The organism is Pseudomonas sp. PB3P13, from assembly GCF_054897735.1.
This window is the reverse complement of record NZ_CM142702.1, coordinates 2464865-2486285: the sequence shown is the minus strand read 5'-3', so window position 1 is coordinate 2486285 and position 21421 is coordinate 2464865. Positions and strand designations below refer to the sequence as shown.

The following is a 21421-nucleotide window of genomic DNA, read 5'->3' as shown; positions in this document are numbered from 1 at the left end:
AAAGTGTTTAAAACCCTGTCTGGAGTTTTCCCATGCCCTTCTTCCTCGCTCATCTGCTGTCCTGGAGTGTCGTGCTGCTAGTGATCGACACCGTGCTGTGGCACGTGGCGCCGTTCAAGCATCGCGTCACCCGGGTCGGTGTGCGTCTGGCGCTGTTTCTGGCGTTCAGCGCGGTGATCATCAACGCCGGCGTCAGCCCGCTGCAGGCGCCGCTGTTGGCCGAGGATCGCGTGGCGCAACTGGGCGCCACTGCCTTGGGCATTCTCTGGTGGCTGTACGCTGCACGGGTGCTCACCGAAGTGATCGGCCTGGTGCTGATGCGCCGCATCGGCCACAGCGGCCGGCTGCTGCAGGATGTAATCGGTGCGCTGGTATTTTTGATCGCCATCGTTGCGGCAGCCGGTTATGTGCTTGAGTTGCCGGTTAAAGGGTTGCTGGCCACTTCCGGGGTCGTCGCGATCGTGGTCGGTCTGGCATTGCAAAGCACGTTGAGCGATGTGTTTTCCGGGATCGTCCTCAACACCACCAAGCCGTATCAGGTGGATGACTGGATCGTGATCGACGGTGTCGAGGGCAAAGTGCTGGACATCGACTGGCGCGCAACCCACCTGCTCACCAGCGCCGGCAGCACGGCGGTGGTGCCAAATTCGGTTGCGGCGAAGGCCAAAATCGTCAACCTCAGCCGGCCGAACGACCGGCACGGTGTATCGATCAGCATCATGGTGCCCAATCACATTCGCCCGCGCCGGGTACTCGATGCACTGGAGCGCACGCTGCAAGGCAGCAGCCGTTTGCTGCTCGATCCAGCGCCGAAAGCGGTGCTCAAAGAAGCCGGCGAAACCATGTCCGAGTACCTTGCCAGTGGCTTCATCGCCGAACTCCGCAACAAAAGTGAAGTGCGCAATCAACTGTTCGATCTGGCGCACCGGCACCTTGAGGCGGCCGGTATTTCCCGGCAACCGGACGGCGTGATCGAACCGACGAGCCGCGCACGCGCCTTGCTGGATGAAGTGAAAATCTTTCGTTCGCTCAGTGAAGACGAACGCGATCAGCTGGCGCAGTCGATGGTTGCCCAGCAGTACGCTGCAGGTCAGGTGGTGCTGGATCTGGATGAAGTGCCGGACGGCCTGATGGTGATTGCCACCGGTGTAGTCAGCGCTACCGTGCCCGACGGTAATGGCCAAATCGAAGCTGGCCGCATGGGCCCGAGTGAGGTCATGGGCGAACAGAGCATCCTCGACGACACACCCTCACAGGCCACCTTCACTGCACTGACCTCGTGCATCATCTACCGCATCGACAAATCCTTGACCCGCACTGTCATGGACCAGCGTGCTGAAGTGCGCCGAGCAATGAACAAATTGCAAGTGGTGCGCCAGCAGAACAGCCGCACGGCATTGCTGGCCAAACCGGTGCAGATCAAGAAAGGCGGATTCCTCAGCTGGCTGCAGAAACGCCAACAGGTGTAGTTTTTTTGGCTGCCTGAATGGGTAGTGGAGGGCTTTGTGGCGAGGGGGCTTGCCCCCGCTGGAGCGCGCAGCGGTCCCAAAAGATGGAGAGTGCTACGCACTCTGACGGGGGCAAGCCCCCTCGCCACAGGGACTCCCATCACCTTGAGACAATGAAAAAAATGCCCGCACATTTCAGGCTGTGTGAAAACGCAGCCTGTGCCGGTCAAAAGCAAATGCCCCGACTTGTCGGGGCATTTGCTTTTCCGGTTTTGAAAAGCAAAAAGGGCTTTTCAGCCCATCAATTCCATCATTCGCCGCACACCCAGCACGTTTATGGCTCTTTTCAGGTTGTACGTTTGTATCGCAAGCGCCATTTCCGTTCGAGCGCCTTTCAGTTGACGCAGTAAAAACCTGGCGTTGCCCATAGACCATTGCTTCAGGTTCCCAAACGGATGCTCAACGATAGATCGCCGCTGGCTCATCATGTCTCGATTGGCTTTCATGCGCCGTTCCATTCGTTCAAATGCGGCTTCGTGGGCATGACGCGTGACGTATCGGCGTTCGGCCTTGGTACATCGGTTTTTCAGCGGACAAACAGTGCAGTCGTCGACGGCGGCGTGATAGACCCGGTCTCCTTTGTTGAGGGCTTTAAGCGTGAGTATCTTGCCGTTTGGGCATTGATAGTTGTCACTTTCTTCGTGGTAATGGAAGAGTGTGCGATCAAAGTTTTGCTCTTCATCACCCTTGGTATTAACGGCTCGGTTTGGCGGGACATAGGGAGTGATGCCAGCGTCTTCACATGCCTGGAATTGACTGCCGTTGGAGTAACCCGCATCAGCAACGACACTGAGTTTGGCCTGCTCCAGCGCCTCTTGGGTAGCCTTGGCCATCGGCTCCAGTTGGCGGTTATCGGTTCCTTCCTGAGTCACTTCATGGTGCACGATCAGGCAGTGTTTTGCGTCAACCGCACTTTGAACGTTATAGGAAATACGCGAGCCTGAAGGGGTGCGCATTTTTTGCGCGTCGGACTCACCCACCACATGCTGCACCAGACCTTGAGCTTGCATCAGCACTTGGCAGGTCTGGTTATTGGCCTTTTTTATCTTCAGTTTCTCAAGCGCCGTCTGCACAGCAGAACGATCAATAGCTTCTTTGTGCTCGCCGCGATCAGCTTCATCAAGCTGAGCCAGATAGTGCGCAATACGCTTGTCGAGCTTTGCCTCGCGCTGTTGGAGCTTTTTAGGGGTGATCTGTTTTCGGTTCGAAGCCACGGCCTGGAACTTGCTGCCATCGATGGCCACCAACTCGCCAGCAATCAGGCCGGCTCCCCGACAAAATCGAACAAACGCACGGCATGTCGCGACAAAAGCTGCGCTGTTGTCGCGCCGGAAGTCGGCGATGGTTTTAAAGTCCGGAGCTAATCGGCCCAACATCCACATGACCTCGACGTTGCGCTGACACTCCGCTTCCAGCCGCCTGGAGGATCGAATTTGTTGGAAATAGCCGTAAAGATAGAGTTTAAGCAGGTCGCCGGGATGGTACGAAGGGCGCCCGGTTGCTTTGGGAGCAGCTTTGTCGAACCCGAGTTGCTCAAGGTCCAGCAGAGAAATGTACGCCTCGATCACCCGAACCAGATGGTCTTCGGGAATGAGTTCGTCCAGTGAGACTGGAAACAGAGTGCCCTGCGTACGATCTTCACCTTGGATGTAGCGCATAAGAAAAATGCCCGTATCTTGCGATACGGGCATTTTCTTAAACCCGGCGGCAGATTGCTAGGTTTTCACACAGCCTGACATTTGGCGGGCATTTTTTGTGACGTTACTTATTTCGCGCTCAGTACCGAGTAGCTGTTCATCAGGTTGCGGTAGTTTGGAATGCGCGGCGACAGCAGGTTTGCCAGGCCTTCCATGTCGTTGCGCCAGTCGCCCTGCAGCTCACAGGCTACCGAAAACCAGTTGACCAGTTGGGCACCGGCCGCCGCCATGCGCGCCCAGGCTGCCTGCTGCACGGTCTCGTTAAACGTGCCCGAGGCGTCGGTGACCACAAACACGTCAAAACCTTCGGCCAGTGCCGACAGGGTCGGGAACGTCACGCAAACGTCAGTCACCACACCGGCGATGATCAGTTGCTTGCGGCCGGTGGCTTTTACCGCTTTGACGAAATCTTCGTTGTCCCAGGCGTTGATCTGGCCTGGACGCGGAATGTACGGCGCGTCGGGAAACTGCTCTTTCAACTCGGGGACCATCGGGCCGTTCGGACCGTTTTCGAAACTGGTGGTGAGGATGGTCGGCAGTTTGAAAAACTTGGCCACGTCGCCCAGGGCCAGTACGTTGTTCTTGAATTCGTTGGGCGAGAAATCCTGAACCAGCGAGATCAGACCCGTCTGGTGGTCAACCAACAGCACCACTGCGTCGTCTTTGTTCAGGCGTTTGTACGGTACGTTGCTCATGTGAAACTCCTCGAGGGGTGGTTGTCGCCGACAGCGCCGGCACGTGCGTCCGGCGCTTTTACATGTTCATCAGAAGGCAAAACACGAGCAGCCAAAGGCGCCCCAGAAACCGGCAAAATCACTCACTGGCGCGTTCGACAATCGCGCCCGGTCATGGCTGTGCGCGTGCACGCCACAGGGACCGCTGCAATGGTGGACCTGCGCCTGCATCGGCGAGGCCGGACGCCAGTGACCCGGCACCTTGACCACCGGCGACCAGTCCGGCAGCACCGGCACGCTGGCCGGGCCGAGCTTTTCAAAATCACCGGCGGCGTACACCACCTTGCCGCCGACCACGGTCAACAGCGACTCGATCCACTTGATCGCTTCTTCGTCGACGCTGAAAAAATCCGCGCTCAGGGCCGCGAGGTCAGCCAACTGACCGACCTTGATCATGCCTTTCTTGCCCTGTTCCGATGAGAACCAGGCGCTGCCGTGAGTGAACAGCTCCAGCGCGGTCTGGCGCGACAGCCCTTCGCTGTGCAGCTCCAGCCCGCCGACCGTGCGGCCGCTGACCATCCAGTACAACGAAGTCCATGGATTGTAGCTGGACACCCGGGTTGCATCGGTGCCGGCGCCGACCGGTACACCTTCGGCAAGCATGCGCTTGATCGGCGGCGTCGCTTCGGCCGCTTTGGCGCCGTAACGCTCGACAAAATATTCACCCTGAAACGCCATGCGGTCCTGAATCGCGATGCCGCCGCCCAACGCCCTCACCCGCTCGATGTTCTGCGGGGTGATGGTTTCGGCGTGATCGAAAAACCACGGCAGACCGTTGAACGGGATGTCGCGGTTGACCTTCTCGAACACATCGAGCATGCGGCTGATGGATTCGTTGTAGGTGGCGTGCAAACGGAAGGGCCAGCGCTGCTCGACGAGGTGGCGCACCACCGGCTCCAGCTCGTCTTCCATGGTTTGCGGCAGGTCCGGACGTGGTTCGAGAAAGTCCTCGAAATCCGCTGCGGAAAACACCAGCATTTCCCCGGCACCGTTGTGGCGCAAGTAATCGTCGCCTTGATGCAGGGTGACGCTGCTGGTCCAGTTCTTGAAGTCGGTGAGTTCTTCTTTCGGCTTCTGGGTGAACAGGTTGTAGGCGATGCGGACGGTCAACTGCTGGTCCTTGGCCAACTGCTCGATCACCTGATAATCGTCCGGATAATTCTGGAAACCGCCGCCGGCATCAATGGCGCTGGTCAGGCCGAGGCGATTGAGTTCACGCATGAACTGGCGAGTGGAGTTGACCTGATATTCCAGTGGCAACTTCGGCCCCTTGGCCAGCGTCGAGTACAAAATCATCGCGTTGGGCCGGGCGACCAGCATGCCGGTCGGCTCGCCGTTGCTGTCGCGCACGATCTCGCCGCCCGGCGGGTTCGGCGTATTGCGTGTGTAGCCAGCGACTCGCAGGGCTGCGCGGTTGAGCAAGGCGCGGTCGTACAAATGCAGGACGAACACCGGCGTATCGGGCGCTGCCTGGTTGAGTTCTTCAAGGGTCGGCATGCGCTTTTCAGCGAACTGGAATTCGTTCCAGCCACCCACCACCCGCACCCATTGCGGCGTGGGCGTGCGGTCGGCCTGATCCTTGAGCATGCGCAACGCATCGACCACGGACGGCACGCCTTCCCAGCGCAGTTCGAGGTTGTAGTTCAACCCGCCACGGATCAAATGCAGGTGCGAATCGTTGAGGCCAGGGATGACGCAGCGGCCCTTGAGGTCGATGACCTGAGTGCCGGAACCGCGCAAGGCCATGGCGTCGGCATCGGTGCCGACGGCGACAAAGCGACCCTCGCTGATCGCGACGGCGCTGGCGCGCGGGTTTTCCCGGTCAACGGTATGAAATTGGCCATTGAATAAAATCAGGTCGGCGTTCATCGCGTTTCCTTAGGCTGAGTGGAGGGAGACAGCCAGGGCGCGAACAGGCGCGTCGCCAATGGCATGAACAGGTACACCACCGAGACCACGATGGTCAGCGTGATCAGGAACGTCGCGACCACGTAGTTGGAGAGAAAAGCATGCAGTTGCAGCAACGGCCCCCAGAGCAACGGCACCAGCAGCGTGTGCGGCAGAATCACCAACAGCGTCACGACTGCCTGCTTCCAGCGCGGCGGTGGCGGTGAACCGGCTTCGGCCGGGGCGAACCAGAACTCGTTGACCGGGTTGACTTCGGTCTGGTCGCCATCCGCCAGCATCGGCGCGGCCTCGTTGACCAACGCCTGTCGCTGCGGTGAATCGAGCCAGCGCTGCATCGCCTCGGTGGAGCAAAAGCGCAGCACGCAGGTGTACAGGTCGAGGCCGGCGCTTTTACCGCGCATCACGTCGACACCCAAGTGCCCGTCCTGCTGCCCGGCAATGCTGACGATGTTGCGCAACCAGACTTCGTAGGGCACTTCAAAACCGGCCTTGACCCGGTGTTTGATGACCAGGGTCACGACTTCCTCGAAGCCTCGTTTGGCGTGCTCGGGGTTGTTGGAATCAGGCATAACGCAAAGCTCCGGCGAAACGGACATTGAGCGCCAGCCGTCCCGGCCCGGCGATAAAAACCACCGGCAAGGGTGCGCCGGGAATGGTTTGATAGTGCCGGGGATGAGGGTTGGGGAAATTGGATGTACGTGCTGTTTTGCGGGGGGAAGCTTAGGATCGCCCGGATGGTTCCGCCCGGCGTACGCAAAACCTGAGCCGAGCTTGCTCGCGATGGCTTTGTCTTGGGCGATTTCTGTTTTGAGGGTGTACATATCCGTTGCTGCGGTTGGGGCTGCTATTGGTTTCGCCCTGACGGCGAGTCACTTTGGAAAAGAGCCCCAAAGTAACCAAAAGGCTCTTGCCCCTCCATTCGGTGCCTCGCTGTGGCTCGGCATGCCCTCGGAAGGCTGAGTGCAGGTTCTGCGCAGTGGGCAACCCGGCATGGATGCCGGGTTAGCCGCGCACGGAAACCTGCAAAGGCGCCGACATGAACTGCGCGATCCGCCCACGCAACCAGCGCTCCGCCGGATCATTGTCATGCACCCCGCTCCAGGCCATCGACAACTGCGCTGCCTCGATCGGAAACGGCGGATCCTCCGCCCGCAACGCACACCCCTCAACCAGCGCACACGCCGCATAATCCGGCACCGTGGCGATCATCTCGGTCCCGGCCAGCAACGCACGCAACCCACTGAACTGCGGCACGCCCAACACCACCCGACGACTGCGCCCGATCTTCGCCAGGTCCAGATCGATATTGCCGCTCAAATCACCGGAGAACGACACCATCGCGTGCGGCCGCTCACAGTATTCATCCAGCGTCAGCGGCCCCGGCCGTTTGTCACCGCGCAGCACCTTGCAAGGAATATCGCGCAGGGTCTTGCGCTTGGCGTTCGCCGGCAAATCCGTGGTGTAACTCACCCCTACCGAAATCTCACCGGACGCCAGCAACGCCGGCATCAGCAGATAATTGGCCCGACGCACCACCACGATAATGCCCGGCGCCTCCTCGCGCAGTTGCGTCAACAACGGCGGAAACAAACCGAACTCAGCGTCGTCCGACAAGCCGATGCGAAACACATCGCAGCTGGTGGTCGGATCGAACTCCTTGGCCCGGCTGACCGCACCGGAAATAACGTCCATCGCCGGCTGCAATTCCTTGAGGATGGCCAGCGCCCGCGCCGTTGGCTCCATGCCGCGACCGTTACGCAGCAACAACGGATCGTCGAACAGATCGCGCAGTCGCCCTAACGCTGCACTCACCGCCGGTTGGCCCATGAACAGTTTTTCGGCCACCCGTGTCAGGTTTTTCTCGAACATCAAAGCCTCGAAAATCACCAACAGGTTCATGTCAACGCGGCGCAAATCGTTACGGTTCATAGACTCGGCTCCCTTGTGTTTGTGTGCGTCCAGCCAGTCAGCCGGGCTGCGATTGTGTCTGACTTTAGTCAGCTGCGCTCACCCCACCTGAGGAATTAACAACGTTTAACTCGCAGGCCAGAGCCGCGCAGCCAAGAATGCAAACCACCCATACGGACATTGCCCATGGCTTATTTTCAGCAAAACGTCGTGCGCGCGGCAGCCACTCAAACGCGCAAGAAAAGCACCGGCGGCCTTGCTCCGTGGCGCGAGAGCCTGGCCAAGCAACTGATCCTCGATCGTCTCGGCGAGACCATCGAAGTCGCCGAACTGGCGAGCGCCTGCGCCCTGTCCCGCAGTCATTTCTCTCGAGCTTTCAAATGCAGCACTGGCCTGTCGCCGCAAGACTGGATCCGCCACCAACGCATTGCCCGCGCCAAACAACTGATCCGCAGCACCGACCTCAGCCTCACGCAAATCAGCCTCGAATGCGGTTTCTGCGACCAGGCGCATTTCTGCCACATCTTTACCCGCAGCGAAGGCATTAACCCGTTTGCGTGGCGCTGCCGCGCCGTTCGCCCACGCCTGAGCCCCGCCCCGGCAGAAAGCCTCCAGGCCACCAGCCTGTGTATGTGATCGAACAAACACAAAACCCCGCAGTAGCCACCCAGCCGGGGATGGCGATTTTGAAAACGCCATCGCTGGCAAGCCAGGCTCCTGCAGGCCTGAGGGCCCGTACGTTGTAAATTGTCGATTGCGCTGATGCAAAAACCTGCGGAATATGCCCGTGAACTGCGAATTAGACGGATGCCAGCAGGAGTGACCCGTTGACCCTTTCCCCCGCCCCGGCCATTCATTTCGGCCCCTATCGGATCTACCCGGGACAACGGCTGATAATGGAAGCCGATCAGCCGCTGCGCCTGAGCCGCCGCGCCATGGACATCCTGTTGATCCTGCTGGCACAGGCCGGAAACGTGGTGAGCAAACAGGAGCTGATCGCCGGGGTCTGGCCCAACAGCGTGGTCGAGGACATCAACCTGCGCGTACACATGGCCGCGCTGCGCAAAGCCCTCGGCGACGGCCAGGCGGGCCAGCGCTACATCGTCACCGTGGCGCAGCGCGGCTACAGCTTTGTCGCGCCCTTCTTCGTCGAGCACATTGAGCAACAGCCTGAGGGCAAAGCCGCCAATTCGGATGGCCACAATCTGCCGGTTCGCCGCACGCGCATGATTGGCCGCAAAGGGCTGATCGACAACCTCGTCGTGCAGCTCGCGCGGCAGCGTTTCATCACCCTGGTCGGTCCGGGGGGCATCGGCAAAACCACCGTCGCCCTGCGCGTCGCTGAAGAGTTGATCGGCCACTACCGGGACGGCATTCGCTTGCTGGACCTTGCGCCTGTCAGCGATCCTTCGATGATCACTGTGCACCTGGCCAATTTGCTCGAACTTTCCCTGCACGACGCCGAACCGCCCGGCTATCTGCCGACCGCGCTGCACGACCGGCACATGCTGCTGGTGATCGATAATTGTGAACACCTGATCGACGCCATCGCGCTGCTCAGCGAAAGCATCCTGCGCGCCGCGCCACAGGTGCATATTCTCGCCACCAGTCGCGAGAGTTTGCGCGCCGAGGGCGAATTCGTGCAGCGCCTGGATTCGCTGGAGTGCCCGCCGCCGTTTGCGGTACTGGACCGTGCTCATGCCCTGAAATTTTCAGCGCTGCAATTGTTCGTCGAACGCGCCATGGCCAGCCATGAACGCTTTGAACTGACCGATGATGCGCTGCCCCACGCCATCGAAATCTGCCGTCGTCTGGATGGCATTCCACTTGCGCTTGAACTGGCTGCCGCGCAAGTCGGCAGCCTTGGCTTGAACGGCGTGCTGGCGCAGCTGCAAGGCTGTTTCGGCCTGCCCCCCCAGGGCACGCAAACCGCCCTTGGCCGACACCAGACATTACGCGCCACGCTCGATTGGAGCTTTGCCCTGCTCAGCACTTGCGAGCAGACCTGCTTGCGCCGGTTGGGCGTGTTCAGCAGCGGATTCACGCTGGAGTCTGCTGCGGCCGTGATCATCGGCGAGCACATCGACCCGGGTGAAGTGTTCGGATCGATCACGCAACTGGTGGCCAAGTCGCTGCTGAACGTGGAGGTCGGCGAGGAACAAGTGTTTTACCGCTTGCTCGATACCACGCGCCGCTATGCCCTCGAGAAGCTCGAACAGAGCACCGAGCTGACAGACACCCGCCAACGTCACGCTGAACGTTGCCTGGTGATGATGCGGCAGGCACAGCTCAATTGGGAGCAGATCCCCGCAGCGGTGTGGCTCGAACGCTATGCTCGCAGCCTCGAAGACATTCGCTCGGCGCTCGACTGGGGCTTGAGCGCGGATGGCCCGCAGGCATTGGCGATCCACCTGGCAGCGACCTCGGCACCGTTGTGGCAGGAACTTTCACTGCTCAAGGAACACGGCGGTTATGTGCGCAAGGCATTGTCGCTGCTCGATGCATCACCCACGCCCTGCCCTCAATTGCGGATTGCCCTGAAGCTGGCGCTCGGCAGCTCCTGTTACCACACCCAGGGCGGCACTGCAGAGACTGTTGAAGCTTTCGTCAGCGCCAGTCACCTGGCCCGCGAATGCGATGACGTGGCGGGCCAACTGCGTGCGCTATCCGGCCACATAGCGGTGACCCTCAGCTGCGCGGACTACCGGACGGCGCTCGAACAAAGCCAGCAATTCGACCGATTGGGGCTGCAGGGCGATGCACTGCTGAGCCTCAGCACGCAGCGTCTGCGCGTCCTGGCATTGCACTTCTACGGGGATCAACCGGGCGCGCGGGAAAATGCCGAACAGGTCCTTCAGCGCTTGGCCCAGAGCGGCCACCTCAACCGCTTCACCCATGGTTTTGGCGTGCAATACGATCAAAGCGTTGCAGCGCTGACGATTCTGGCGCGCATCCTCTGGCTGCAGGGCCAGCCGGAACAGGCCTGGCGGACCGCCCGGCAGGCGCTGGACATCGCGATTCAGATCAACCACGGCACGTCCATCTGCTACACCCTGGCGCTGGCCGGCTGCCTGATCGCCCACTACAACGGTGACACGCAAACAGCCCGCGATCTGCTGCGCCTGCTACTCGAACAAGCACAGAAACACTCGGTACTGCTGTTCTATACCTGGGCTCGCCAATATGCGCAGGTGATCGACCAGGCTGGCGTGCAGGCGCCGCGCAGGCCGAAGGGCGGGCTGATCAAAGACCTGATGGTCACGCTCGATACCGCGTTTGTCGATGATGATTTAGTGCAACGGGCGGACACCGGAACAGCGGGCTGGAGCACTGCAGAAATCCTCCGCGCCAGGGCCGAAGCATTGTCGAAGGGTGAGTGCCCGAGCTCATTGTCGGCGGCCGAAGCGCTGCTGATCAGAGCGCTCGATGTGGCCAAAATCCAGGGCGCGCTGGCGTGGGAACTGCGCAGCGCAACGTCGCTCGCGCAGCTGTTGCAGCGTCAGGGTCGTCACGGGCACGCTCATGCGGTGCTGGCGCCGGTCTGCGACCGGTTCACCGAGGGCTTTACCACGCCGGACGTGATGAAAGGCCGGCAGCTACTCGACGGGTTGCAGAGCCATTTGCCCGTTTGAGATCCGGCGCGCCCGGCTGATGTAGTGGGCGTAACGCCTCTCGAATTCACGCAGGCCACTGCTGTTTTCAAGCTTTTCCAGCGCATAGGTGCGGGTGGTGTTAAGAAGCCGATAACGGGCCAAACCACTGCCTTGTTCCAGCGCCAGCAGCGATTTGAGCGCGAGACTTTGCAACGCTTCAGCCACACCTGCAGGCGACAGCATCGAGCAACCGATCACGTCGATCGCCGCCTCTAGAGTAAAAGCCCTTTTGAAGACAGCCAGGCGCTGCAACACCGTTTGCTCAATCAGGCTCAGCCGCTCGTAGCTCCAGTCCAGCGCCGCTTTCAGGGTCTGGTGGCGCGGCACTGCGGTGCGGCGGCCAAGGGTCAGCAATTGAGAACAGTTGTCGAGTTGCGCCTGCAAGCCCACCAGCGCCAGCGCGTCGATGTGCGAAGCGGCCAGCTCAATCGCAAGTGGCAAGCCATCGAGTCGTCGACAGATTTCCCTTACCGCTTTCAGATCCTGTTCGCGCAGGGTAAAGCCATGCTGATGGTTTCGCGCGCGGCTGACCAACAACTGCACCGCCGAATACCCCATCACCTCGGCGACACTGTGCAACGCCGACGCCGGTGGCACCGTCAGCAAAGGTAAACGCTGTACGGTTTCCCCCTCGACCCTGAGCGGCTCGCGACTGGTGACCAGGATCGACAGGCGCGGCGCATTCTCGAGCAAGTCCTCGACCAGCGCCCCGCAGCTTTCCAGCAGGTGTTCACAATTGTCCAGCACCAGCAGGGCATGCCGTTGCCGCACCACTTGCAACGTGGTGTCGATTGCCAGTTTGAGGGTGCGCGTTACATGATCCACGACGTGCGCAGGATCATCGATCCCGGCGAAATCGATCAGCCAGACACCCTCCCGAAAATGTTGCAGGAGCAACTCCGCGACCCGCAACGCCACGGTGGTCTTGCCGATACCGCAGGGGCCGATCAGGGTCATCAGGCGCCGGGCCGGCAACTGTCGAACCAGGTCGCCGACAATGCAATCGCGACCGATCACCGGGGTGAGGCGTGCGGGCAGATTGTGTTGCGGCTTCTGCGCGGGCGTCAGCAAGTCCGGGGTGTTCGCTGACACCTGCTGGACCGCCGCGATAAAGCTGTAACCGCGCTGGGGAATATTGACGATGTAGCGCGCGCCGTTATGCCCGTCGCCCAACGTGCGACGCAGCGCCGCGATGTGTACGCGCAGGTTGTTCTCTTCGACCACAGACGTCGGCCAGACCTCGGCGATCAACTCTTGCTTGCTGACGACACTGCCGGCGCGCTGTACCAGCACCTGCAAAATATCCAGCGCCCGGCCACCCATCAGCAACGGCCGATCACCCTCGAGGATCAACCGTTGTCGTGGGTGAAACACGTAGGGGCCGAATTGCAGCACGGCTGCGCTGTTCAAATGAGTGACACTGTTCATGCGTGCTCACGTACGCAAACCCGGGCCGCTGTCGCTTGCGCCAGGCTCGCGCATCTCCAATGCAAAGAGTACAGGGCTATCTTGGCAGGCCATGATGACGGCACAACTGCCACATTGGGAGCGTAGCGGCCATCACGGTGCGCGCAACGGACAAAACTGCCTTAACTGAACTGTTGGCGGTACTGGGTGGGGGTCAGACCGAGCTTTTCACTGAACAGAAAGCGCATGTGCCGGACACTGCCAAAGCCACTTTTAAAGGCCACGGTCTTGAGTGGCAAGTCACTGGTTTCCAACAGGTTTCTTGCGCAATCGATGCGCGCGCTCTGAAGAAATTCCATGGGCGTCATGTTCACTTCCCGAGCGAAAACCCTCGCAAAATGACGGGTGCTCATGGTCACCAGACCGGCCATGCGCTCAATCGTAAACGTTTCATCGAGGTGTTCGAGCAGGTAATTCTGCACCCGCGTGACCGGCGTTTCGTGAGGGGCCACCGCGGCCGTCAACGGACTGAATTGCGCTTGTCCTCCCTGGCGCTTCATCACCACCAGCAACACTTTGGCCACGTCCTGGGCAACTTTTTTCCCATGGTCCCGGGCAACTACCCACAGCGCCAGATCGATGCCGGCGGTGACCCCGCCGGACGTGATCAGGTTGCGGTCCTGCACATAGATCTGGTCGGTTTCGACGCTGGCCTTGGGGAAACCCTTGATCAGGCGCTCGGTGTAATGCCAGTGCGTGGTGACGCGGTAACCGTCGAGCAAGCCGGCATGCCCGAGCACGAAGGCGCCGGTGCAGATTGAGCCGTAACAGCCGGAGCGTTTGACCGCAGTCTGCAACCAGCGCAGTAGCGGCGGGTGTCGTTCGTTGTAGGCGCCGGGTCCGCCGGGTACCAGCAGCAAGTCATAACGCCCGGTCGCCTGATCGATATGCAGATCGGCCTGCACGTTGACGCCGTTTGAGGCACGCAGCGGGCCGGGCTCGGTGGCGATGGTCAATAGTTGGTAATGCTCGCCCGGGGCCAGATATCGATTGGCGATGGAAAACACCTCCATCGGCCCGGCCATGTCGAGCAGCAGAAAGTCGGGGAACACCACCATGGCTACGGTTTTCATGAATGCGAAATCACTGAAGTCAAAAAGGCTGAACGCCGGCTCTGTGCAAGGGGGATGCCGGCATTATCGCTGAAAACACAGGGCTTGGTTGCAGACCGCTCACTGTCAACCTGATCAGGACAGTATTTCAATTTCCGCCTCCTTATTGCTTCCACCGGTAACCATTAACCTTCTCCTCACTCGGACGAATCAACGTCCCCCACAGGAGATTTCATCATGCTGACTCTGCGCAAAGCCTCTGATCGCGGTGCCGCCAATCACGGTTGGTTGAAGTCGTTCCACACTTTTTCTTTCGCCAACTACCGCAATCCAAAAGAACAGGGTTTTTCCGATCTGTTGGTGATCAACGACGACCGTGTGGCGGCGGGTAAAGGTTTCGGTCAGCACCCGCACCGCGACATGGAAATTTTTTCCTACGTGCTGGAAGGCGCACTGGAACATAAAGATACGCTGGGCACCGGCTCGGTGATTCGCCCCGGCGATGTGCAACTCATGAGTGCCGGCAGCGGCGTGGCCCACAGCGAGTACAACCATTCGGCAACGCGACCGGTGCATTTTCTGCAAATCTGGATCGTGCCGGACATCAGCGGCGCCAAGCCGCGTTATCAGCAGGAGCATTTCAGCACGCAGAAGAAACGTGGGCGTTTGCAGCTGATCATTTCGCCCGACGGCGCCAACGGTTCGCTGAAAGTGCGCCAGGATGCGCGGGTGTATGCCGCGCTGATCGACGGCAAGGAGAGCGCCACGCTCGAACTGGCGGCCAATCGCTATGCCTACGTGCATGTCGCACGGGGCAGCGTCGACCTCAACGGCGTGCAGTTGCAGGAAGGCGACGGTGTGCGCCTGCGGCAGGAACAGGTTTTGACGTTGAGCAATGGTGTGGATGCCGAAGTGCTGGTGTTTGATTTGCGTCCGCAGGAATTGCCGGAAATGCCTTAATGTGGGAGATCAAAAGATCGCAGGCTCGCTTCGCTCGACAGCTCCTATGGGGATTTGGCAATTTCTGCAGGAGCTGTCGAGCGAAGCCTGCGATCTTTTGATCGACTGCGACATTGCGTGGTCCCAGTTAATTGAACGCATCACAACAGGATTGCGAAATGACTCTGCCCCAAACCATGACCCTGATTGAAATCACCGAACCTGGCGGGCCCGAGGTGCTCAAGCCGCGCCAGGAACCGCTGCCCGTCGCCGGTGCGGGCGATGTGCTGATTCGTGTCCACGCCGCCGGGGTCAATCGCCCCGACGTGATCCAGCGTACCGGCAAGTATCCGATGAAACCGGGCATGAGCCCGATCCCCGGCCTGGAAGTGGCCGGTGAAGTGGTGGCGATCGGTAAAGACGTCAGTGAATTCATTGTCGGCGACCGCGTCTGCGCACTGACCAATGGCGGCGGCTACGCGCAATATTGCGTCGCGCCGGCCAGCCAGACCCTGCCGATTCCTGACGGCATGGAGTGGGTACAAGCGGCGGCCGTCCCGGAAACCTTTTTCACGGTGTGGGCGAATCTGTTCGACATCGGCGGCGCCAATAAAGGCCAGCGCGCATTGATTCATGGTGGGACCAGCGGCATCGGCACCACCGCGTTGATGTTGTGCCGCGAATTCGGCGTCAAGACGTTCGCCACGGCGGGCAGCGAAGAAAAATGCGCGGCGATCCGTCAGTTGGGCGCCGAAGCGATCAACTATCGCGATGAAAATTTTGTCGAGGTGCTGCAGGAAAAAACCGCCGGCAAGGGCGTCAATGTCATCCTCGACATCATGGGCGGCTCGTACCTGAATCAAAACATCGCGGCGCTGGGAATGGACGGGCGCCTGGTAATGCTCGGCTTTCTCGGCGGTGCACATGCCAAGGACGTTGACCTGATGGCGATTCTGGGCAAACGCGCAACGATCACCGGTTCGCTGATGCGCTCGCGCACGCGCGAAGAAAAGGCCTCGATTGCCGAGCAACTGCGCGAGTACGTCTGGCCAGTGCTCGCCGCCGGACGCTGCCTGCCGATCATCGACAAGATCTTCCCGCTGGCGGATGCCGCGCAGGCGCATTCCCGGATGGAAGCCGGTGATCACATCGGCAAGATTGTTTTGAAAGTGGATTGACTGTTTGTATTTGGCGGGGAGCTTGAGCGTGGCAGCTTTGCCAATTTGGGGCTGCGAAGCGGCCCGAAAAACACACGGCTGTCGCAATTATTCCCGCCCCTGCCACGCATCTGTTAAAAACCGGACTCCAGTCATTCACCGGTAAATAGCCCGATGCCCCTTCCCCTCCTCACCCGCATGCGCCGACACTGGCTGACGCTGACGTGCATGGCCGCGCTGATCGTCGGCCTGCCCGTGGGTTGTGGCGTGCTGGAGCAAACAGAGCGCGAGCTGCTGTTTCGCATCGAACCGGGCACGGCACGCTGGTATCGCGGTCTGCCCAACGATGTTCAGGAATTCGACATCAAACCCGCCAGTTTCAAGGCCGGGCAAAACCTGCATGCCTGGTGGTGGCCGTCTGCGCGCCGCGATGCGCCGTCGATCCTCTATCTGCACGGCGTGCGCTGGAACCTCACTGGCCAGGCGTTCCGTATCGAGCAACTGCGCGCCATGGGTTATTCGGTGCTGGCCATCGACTATCGCGGTTTTGGCCGGAGCAAAGGCGATCTGCCGTCGGAGGCCAGTGTTTACGAGGACGCACGAGTGGCCTGGGAGCGCTTCTCGCAGATGCAACCCGACGCCAGCAAACGCCTCATCTATGGCCATTCACTGGGCGGCGCGGTGGCCGTCGATCTGGCGGCCGATCTCGCCGCCCAGGCAAAAAAGGACAACATTGCAGTACCGGTGCGTGGCCTGGTGATCGAGTCCACGTTCACAACGCTGGGAGATGCGGTGGCGCAAGTGGCCGAAAGCAAGCTGCCGGTAAAATGGCTGCCTGTGCGCTGGTTGCTGTCGCAGAAATTCGATTCGATCGACAAGATCGTCGACATCGACATGCCGCTGCTGGTGGTGCATGGTCTGGCGGATCAGTTCATGCCTTCACGCTTCAGTCAGCAGCTGTTCAATGCCGCCAACGAACCCAAACGCCTGTTGCTGGTGCCGGGCGCGACGCACAACAACAGCATGAGCCTGGGCAACAGCCAGTATCGCCAGGCGCTGGAAAGTTTGATGAAAGCCAGACCGGCACAGATGGCCGGGCCGACCGTGATCCGTACTGCCCGGCAATCCTGAACCCTATCGATAACCTGTGGCCTGCAGGCTGAACAGCTGCGCATAACGTTGCAACAGCAGGGGCGCGAAGCCGAACAGCTTCACCTCTTTGACATAGCCCTCGTGGGAAAGCAGCGTTTCAATGTAGTTCTACTGGCGACTGTCCGGTGCGCGCCGGGTGAACAATCTGAAGGCATCGCCGGAGAAATATGCCTCGGCAAAAAATACCGGCACCGCCATGTTACTTCAACCAGCCACCGGTGCGGGGGCCTGCGGTAGCGCCGCCTTTTTTCGGGACATACGTCTAGTCCGACCGGACTGGATCATGTGAGTCAACGCGTCGCCAAATGGAGCCATAAGACACGCTGTCCCTATAAAAAAACCGTCTAACCAATATTTGCCAAACCCGCCCCCTAACGCTTTGCTGAGTAATCCAGTCACTGCAGCGCCGGCGGCGGATCAGCCCCATGGCCTGCTTCAAAAAGGGAGGACATCATGAGGATCAACCCCTACCTCATCTTCAACGGCGACTGCAAAACCGCTTTCACCTTTTACGCTCAAGCCCTGGAGGGGCAGATCGACGTCATGATGACGTTCGGTGAAAGCCCTGCACGCGAGCATTTTCCGGCCGACCTGCACAACCTGATTATCCACACCTCACTGTCGGTGGGTGAGCAGACCATCATGGGGTCGGACACCACGCCGGACCGCCCCACGGATGACATGGCCGGTTGTTCGATCTCGCTGAATGTCGACAGCATTACCGAAGCGGAACGGGTATTCGCGGCGCTGTCGGAAGATGGCAGTGTGCAAATGCCACTGGAAGCGACGTTCTGGGCCGCACGTTTCGGCATGCTGGTGGACCGGTTTGGTGTGTCGTGGATGGTCAATTGCGAAAAGGATCAGTAGGACGGATCAGCCCTTCACGCACACCACCTGACGCAATGTGTGCAGCACTTCCACCAGATCGCGCTGGGCGTGCATGACGCGTTCTATGTCCTTGTACGCCATCGGAATTTCATCGATCACCGCAGCGTCTTTGCGGCACTCGACGTGGGCGGTGGCGCGGATCTGATCCTGCACCGTGAACAGGCTTTTCGCCTTGGTGCGGCTCATGGTGCGGCCGGCGCCGTGGCTGCAGGAGCAAAACGATTGCTCGTTGCCCAGGCCGCGCACAATGAAGCTTTTTGCGCCCATCGATCCCGGAATAATCCCCAACTCGCCCTTTCTGGCCGAGACCGCGCCTTTGCGAGTAATAAAGACGTCTTCGCCAAAATGCCGCTCTTTCTGCACGTAATTGTGGTGGCAGTTCACCGCCTCCAGCGCCACATCGAACGGCTTTCCGATCACCTTGCGGCTAGCGTGAATCACCGCTTGCATCATCAACGCCCGGTTCTGCCGCGCAAAGTCCTGCGCCCAGTTCACCGCCTCCACGTAGTCATCAAAGTGGCGACTGCCCTCCTTGAAATACGCCAGGTCACGGTCCGGCAGATTGGCGATGTGCTGACGCATATCGGCTTGGGCCAATTGAATGAACAGGTTGCCGATGGCATTGCCGACACCACGGGAACCGCTGTGCAACATGAACCAGACGCGGTCGGCTTCATCCAGGCACACCTCGATGAAATGATTGCCGCTGCCCAATGTCCCCAAATGCGCGCGATTGTTGGTGCTGGCCAGTTTCGGGTATTTCGCGGTGATCAACTTGAAGCGCGGAGCCAGCGCGCCCCAGGCCTGATCGGCCTGCTGGGGAACATCGTTCCAGGCGCCCTCGTCGCGCTTCGAACGGGTCAAGGTCCGGCCATGGGGCACGGCTTTTTCGATGGCGCAGCGCAAGTCGTGCAAGTTCTCCGGCAAATCGCTGGCCGTCAGCGAGGTGCGCGCGGCGATCATTCCGCAGCCGATGTCGACGCCGACCGCAGCCGGAATGATCGCGCCCAGGGTTGGAATGACGCTGCCGATGGTCGAGCCCTTGCCTAAATGCACGTCGGGCATCACGGCCAGGTGTTTGAAGATGAACGGCATCCTCGCGGTGTTCATCAACTGCTGTCGGGCTTCGGGCTCTACCGGGACGCCTTCGGTCCACAGCTTGATCGGCTTGCCCTTGGCGACTTCCAGTAGCTGGAAGTTTTGCTGCTGCATAATCGACTCTTTTCCGTTGGCCGAACCGGCGGTGTGCCCAGGTTCGCACTGCGCTCAAGGAAGTTATAGCACCGGACGCGGATCGGAAAAAGCACTGCTTGGCCGGTACGCCTCACTTGATCCGATAGTGAAACGTATTGCGCACCGACGGCACCGCGACGACTTGTCCATCCACCACTTTGGGCTGATAACGAAAGGTATTGGCAGCGGCCAGCGAAGGACGCATGAACAGCGGATGGCAGCCATCGAGCACCTTCGGGTTTTCGACTTTGCCTTGCGGGTTGACGGTGTATTCAACGGTGCAATCGCCTTCGAGATTTTTGTCCAGCGCCCGCTGCGGGTAGTCCGGTGCTTGCTTGCTCAACGGCAGATATTGGCGACTGCTGGCAGCGTTTTGTGCGGCTTGCTGACGCGCGCGTTCGGCGCTCTGCCGCGCCTGCTCTGCCTGCTGCGCCTGCTGCTGGGCGAGGCGTTGCTGCTCGGCTTGCGCTTCACGGGAACGTTGTTCCGACGCCTGACGCTGTTGCTCGGCGTGCAGCTCGCGTTTTTTGTCGTCGACACGCTTGCGCGCCAACACCGCCTGCTCAAGCTTTTGCGCCTGAATGTGCGGATCGACAGCGGGTTTGACCGGGGCCGCAATCACCGGCTCGGGCGCGGGTGCCGGTTGCACCGATGCGGGCGCGGGCTCGGGCGTTGCCGACACCGGAGCAGGTGCTGGCTCGAGCGCCGGTGGCAGCATCACCAACTGCGTTCTCAACACCGCAGGTTGCGCGGCGGGCGGTGGATCCACCGACCAGCCGTGCACCAGCAGCACCAACACGACTGCGTGCAGCGCGACTGCCAGACCCGCAGCCAGACCGTTCTGCCAGAAGCCGTTGCGAAGACTTCCATGCCACGTCGCGGCTGACCCGTGCATGATCATCGCGGTCATTGCGGCGCCTCGGTCACCAGCCCGAGATGGGTGACGCCGCCCTGCTGCAACGCGGCCATGGCCGCGATGACGCTGCCGTATCCGGCGTCCTTGTCGGCACGAATGTACACCTGCGTGTCCCGCCGCTCGGCAACCACTTGCGTCACCTTGGCCCGCATATCGTCAAGCGTCACGGCGCTGTCGGTTTGATGTTGGGTATCGAGATCGCTGCCCAGATTCCAGTAATAACCACCCTCGGATTTCACCGACAACGTGAGAATCTGCTGTCGGCTGTCAGTGGCCAGCGCCTCGCTGGCGACTTTGGGCAGTTCGATCTTCACGCCCTGCGTGAGCATCGGTGCGGTGACCATGAAAATCACCAACAGAACCAGCATCACATCAATGTACGGCACCACGTTCATTTCGGCCTTGGGCCCGTGCTTGCGTTGCGGTTTGATCAGCATGTCGATGCTCCTTTCAGGCGGCCGCCGCCAGGTTCAATGGCGCGCCGTGCAAGGTGCGATGCAGTCGCACCTGAAGCTCATTGCCAAAGGCGTAATAGCGCGTGAGCAACGTCTGGCTGCGCGAAGAAAACCGGTTGTAGGCAATCACCGCCGGAATCGCCGCAAACAGGCCGATGGCCGTGGCGATCAGCGCTTCGGCAATGCCCGGCGCCACGGTGGACAACGTGGCCTGCTGCACCTGAGACAGGCCGAGAAAGGAATTCATGATCCCCCACACGGTGCCGAACAGGCCGATATAGGGGCTGACCGAACCGACCGTGGCGAGAACCTGCAAACCCTTTTCCAGCTGCACTTCCTGCTCGCTGATGGCCACGTACAACGCGCGCTCGACACCTTGTTGCACCACGTCGGCGCCGTTGCCGGAGCGCTGCTGCAAATGGCTGAACTCAAGCAACCCGGCGTGAAAAATCGGTTCCACACCACTCACACATTCGGCTGTTTCGCGGTACAGCGGCTGCAGGTCCGGAGCGCTACGAAAACGCTGCACAAAATCGCGCATCTGCCGTTCCTGACGGTGCAAAACGCGGCTGCGCTGGATGATCAGAAACCAGCTGAGCAGTGACGCCAGCAACAGGGTCAGCATGACGGCTTTGACCAGCAGACTGGCGTCACTGATCAAGCCCCAGATAGTCATGTGTTCAAGCGTGGCCTGCATGGTGAAACTCCTTGTCTGGCGCTCGGGCCGTCAATGCGCGACGGCCTTTGAGCTATT

Annotated in this window: 18 protein-coding genes and 2 pseudogenes; 7 read left to right on the top strand and 13 right to left on the bottom strand. The window is 60.4% G+C overall.

Annotation, left to right across the window (positions count from 1 at the left end; translation table 11 throughout):
- Positions 1-32: 32 nt before the first annotated feature.
- Positions 33-1469: a mechanosensitive ion channel domain-containing protein gene (locus tag ACYZT1_RS11595; protein WP_462019036.1), complete on the top strand. Its 1437-nt coding sequence runs from the start codon at positions 33-35 to the stop codon at positions 1467-1469.
- Between the two features lie 272 nt (positions 1470-1741).
- On the opposite strand, the gene ACYZT1_RS11590 is transcribed toward ACYZT1_RS11595, so the two are convergent.
- The 6 genes and pseudogenes from ACYZT1_RS11590 to ACYZT1_RS11565 form a co-directional block, all read right to left on the bottom strand.
- On the bottom strand, positions 1742-3166 hold the full coding sequence (locus ACYZT1_RS11590) for an IS1182 family transposase (protein ID WP_462015231.1): 1425 nt from the start codon (positions 3164-3166) through the stop codon (positions 1742-1744).
- Between the two features lie 107 nt (positions 3167-3273).
- Complete coding sequence (ycaC, locus tag ACYZT1_RS11585; RefSeq protein ID WP_462006554.1) at positions 3274-3900, bottom strand: isochorismate family cysteine hydrolase YcaC; 627 nt, start codon at positions 3898-3900, stop codon at positions 3274-3276.
- A 69-nt stretch (positions 3901-3969) separates the two neighbouring features.
- Entirely contained in the window at positions 3970-5808 is a 1839-nt protein-coding gene (locus tag ACYZT1_RS11580) for an amidohydrolase (protein WP_462019035.1), read from the bottom strand.
- A complete protein-coding gene (locus ACYZT1_RS11575) occupies positions 5805-6416 on the bottom strand; it encodes an antibiotic biosynthesis monooxygenase (protein ID WP_462019034.1) in 612 nt (203 codons plus the stop codon). Before ACYZT1_RS11575 ends, ACYZT1_RS11580 begins: the two co-directional genes overlap by 4 nt.
- Positions 6409-6477: pseudogene (locus ACYZT1_RS11570) on the bottom strand (LysR family transcriptional regulator); the annotation flags it as partial. The gene ACYZT1_RS11575 and the pseudogene ACYZT1_RS11570, both read right to left, overlap by 8 nt.
- Before the next feature lie 372 nt (positions 6478-6849).
- Positions 6850-7776 carry a LysR family transcriptional regulator gene (locus ACYZT1_RS11565; RefSeq protein ID WP_462019033.1) on the bottom strand — a complete coding sequence of 309 codons (927 nt, stop codon included), beginning with the start codon at positions 7774-7776 and terminating at the stop codon, positions 6850-6852.
- A gap of 165 nt (positions 7777-7941) precedes the next feature.
- On the opposite strand from ACYZT1_RS11565, the gene ACYZT1_RS11560 reads away from it, so the two are divergent.
- Both ACYZT1_RS11560 and ACYZT1_RS11555 read left to right on the top strand, forming a co-directional pair.
- A complete protein-coding gene (locus tag ACYZT1_RS11560) occupies positions 7942-8391 on the top strand; it encodes a helix-turn-helix domain-containing protein (protein ID WP_462019032.1) in 450 nt (149 codons plus the stop codon).
- Between the two features lie 191 nt (positions 8392-8582).
- Positions 8583-11387, top strand: a complete 2805-nt coding sequence (locus tag ACYZT1_RS11555; RefSeq protein WP_462019031.1) for an ATP-binding protein — start codon at positions 8583-8585, stop codon at positions 11385-11387.
- On the opposite strand, the gene ACYZT1_RS11550 is transcribed toward ACYZT1_RS11555, so the two are convergent.
- Together ACYZT1_RS11550 and ACYZT1_RS11545 are read right to left on the bottom strand one after the other, a co-directional pair.
- On the bottom strand, positions 11352-12836 hold the full coding sequence (locus ACYZT1_RS11550; protein WP_462019030.1) for an ATP-binding protein: 1485 nt from the start codon (positions 12834-12836) through the stop codon (positions 11352-11354). The two genes, ACYZT1_RS11555 and ACYZT1_RS11550, sit on opposite strands and share 36 nt — an antisense overlap.
- Positions 12837-12997: 161 nt before the next feature.
- Complete coding sequence (locus ACYZT1_RS11545; protein WP_462019029.1) at positions 12998-13948, bottom strand: GlxA family transcriptional regulator; 951 nt, start codon at positions 13946-13948, stop codon at positions 12998-13000.
- Between the two features lie 216 nt (positions 13949-14164).
- Here ACYZT1_RS11545 and ACYZT1_RS11540 point away from each other — a divergent pair, with 216 nt between their 5' ends.
- From ACYZT1_RS11540 to ACYZT1_RS11530, 3 genes are all read left to right on the top strand, one after another.
- A complete protein-coding gene (locus tag ACYZT1_RS11540) occupies positions 14165-14887 on the top strand; it encodes a pirin family protein (RefSeq protein ID WP_462019028.1) in 723 nt (240 codons plus the stop codon).
- 158 nt (positions 14888-15045) lie between these two features.
- Positions 15046-16044 (top strand): NAD(P)H-quinone oxidoreductase, encoded by a 999-nt coding sequence (locus ACYZT1_RS11535; RefSeq protein ID WP_462019027.1) that lies wholly within the window; start codon positions 15046-15048, stop codon positions 16042-16044.
- A 153-nt stretch (positions 16045-16197) separates the two neighbouring features.
- Positions 16198-17154: an alpha/beta hydrolase gene (locus ACYZT1_RS11530; RefSeq protein WP_462019026.1), complete on the top strand. Its 957-nt coding sequence runs from the start codon at positions 16198-16200 to the stop codon at positions 17152-17154.
- A gap of 30 nt (positions 17155-17184) precedes the next feature.
- Here ACYZT1_RS11530 and ACYZT1_RS11525 read toward each other — a convergent pair.
- Positions 17185-17370, bottom strand: a pseudogene (locus tag ACYZT1_RS11525) (ABC transporter ATP-binding protein); the annotation flags it as partial.
- A 258-nt stretch (positions 17371-17628) separates the two neighbouring features.
- On the opposite strand from ACYZT1_RS11525, the gene ACYZT1_RS11520 reads away from it, so the two are divergent.
- Positions 17629-18042: a VOC family protein gene (locus ACYZT1_RS11520; RefSeq protein WP_462019025.1), complete on the top strand. Its 414-nt coding sequence runs from the start codon at positions 17629-17631 to the stop codon at positions 18040-18042.
- A 6-nt stretch (positions 18043-18048) separates the two neighbouring features.
- Here the strand turns inward: ACYZT1_RS11520 and ACYZT1_RS11515 are convergent, their stop codons facing one another.
- The 4 genes from ACYZT1_RS11515 to tolQ form a co-directional block, all read right to left on the bottom strand.
- Entirely contained in the window at positions 18049-19275 is a 1227-nt protein-coding gene (locus ACYZT1_RS11515; RefSeq protein WP_462019024.1) for an RtcB family protein, read from the bottom strand.
- Positions 19276-19387: 112 nt separating this feature from the next.
- Entirely contained in the window at positions 19388-20206 is an 819-nt protein-coding gene (locus ACYZT1_RS11510) for an energy transducer TonB (RefSeq protein ID WP_462019023.1), read from the bottom strand.
- Positions 20203-20649: a protein TolR gene (tolR, locus tag ACYZT1_RS11505; RefSeq protein ID WP_462019022.1), complete on the bottom strand. Its 447-nt coding sequence runs from the start codon at positions 20647-20649 to the stop codon at positions 20203-20205. Before tolR ends, ACYZT1_RS11510 begins: the two co-directional genes overlap by 4 nt.
- A gap of 13 nt (positions 20650-20662) precedes the next feature.
- Entirely contained in the window at positions 20663-21364 is a 702-nt protein-coding gene (gene tolQ / locus ACYZT1_RS11500; RefSeq protein WP_462019021.1) for a protein TolQ, read from the bottom strand.
- Between the last annotated feature and the right edge of the window lie 57 nt (positions 21365-21421).

Coding starts and splice junctions, on each gene's coding strand:
- ACYZT1_RS11550 (WP_462019030.1), bottom strand. CDS start 12,836: ATGAACAGTGTCACTCATTTGAACAGCGCAGCCGTGCTGCAATTCGGC.
- ycaC (WP_462006554.1), bottom strand. CDS start 3,900: ATGAGCAACGTACCGTACAAACGCCTGAACAAAGACGACGCAGTGGTG.
- ACYZT1_RS11565 (WP_462019033.1), bottom strand. CDS start 7,776: ATGAACCGTAACGATTTGCGCCGCGTTGACATGAACCTGTTGGTGATT.
- ACYZT1_RS11580 (WP_462019035.1), bottom strand. CDS start 5,808: ATGAACGCCGACCTGATTTTATTCAATGGCCAATTTCATACCGTTGAC.
- tolQ (WP_462019021.1), bottom strand. CDS start 21,364: ATGCAGGCCACGCTTGAACACATGACTATCTGGGGCTTGATCAGTGAC.
- ACYZT1_RS11590 (WP_462015231.1), bottom strand. CDS start 3,166: ATGCGCTACATCCAAGGTGAAGATCGTACGCAGGGCACTCTGTTTCCA.
- ACYZT1_RS11545 (WP_462019029.1), bottom strand. CDS start 13,948: ATGAAAACCGTAGCCATGGTGGTGTTCCCCGACTTTCTGCTGCTCGAC.
- ACYZT1_RS11595 (WP_462019036.1), top strand. CDS start 33: ATGCCCTTCTTCCTCGCTCATCTGCTGTCCTGGAGTGTCGTGCTGCTA.
- ACYZT1_RS11575 (WP_462019034.1), bottom strand. CDS start 6,416: ATGCCTGATTCCAACAACCCCGAGCACGCCAAACGAGGCTTCGAGGAA.
- ACYZT1_RS11520 (WP_462019025.1), top strand. CDS start 17,629: ATGAGGATCAACCCCTACCTCATCTTCAACGGCGACTGCAAAACCGCT.
- ACYZT1_RS11530 (WP_462019026.1), top strand. CDS start 16,198: ATGCCCCTTCCCCTCCTCACCCGCATGCGCCGACACTGGCTGACGCTG.
- ACYZT1_RS11560 (WP_462019032.1), top strand. CDS start 7,942: ATGGCTTATTTTCAGCAAAACGTCGTGCGCGCGGCAGCCACTCAAACG.
- ACYZT1_RS11510 (WP_462019023.1), bottom strand. CDS start 20,206: ATGACCGCGATGATCATGCACGGGTCAGCCGCGACGTGGCATGGAAGT.
- ACYZT1_RS11540 (WP_462019028.1), top strand. CDS start 14,165: ATGCTGACTCTGCGCAAAGCCTCTGATCGCGGTGCCGCCAATCACGGT.
- tolR (WP_462019022.1), bottom strand. CDS start 20,649: ATGCTGATCAAACCGCAACGCAAGCACGGGCCCAAGGCCGAAATGAAC.
- ACYZT1_RS11535 (WP_462019027.1), top strand. CDS start 15,046: ATGACTCTGCCCCAAACCATGACCCTGATTGAAATCACCGAACCTGGC.
- ACYZT1_RS11515 (WP_462019024.1), bottom strand. CDS start 19,275: ATGCAGCAGCAAAACTTCCAGCTACTGGAAGTCGCCAAGGGCAAGCCG.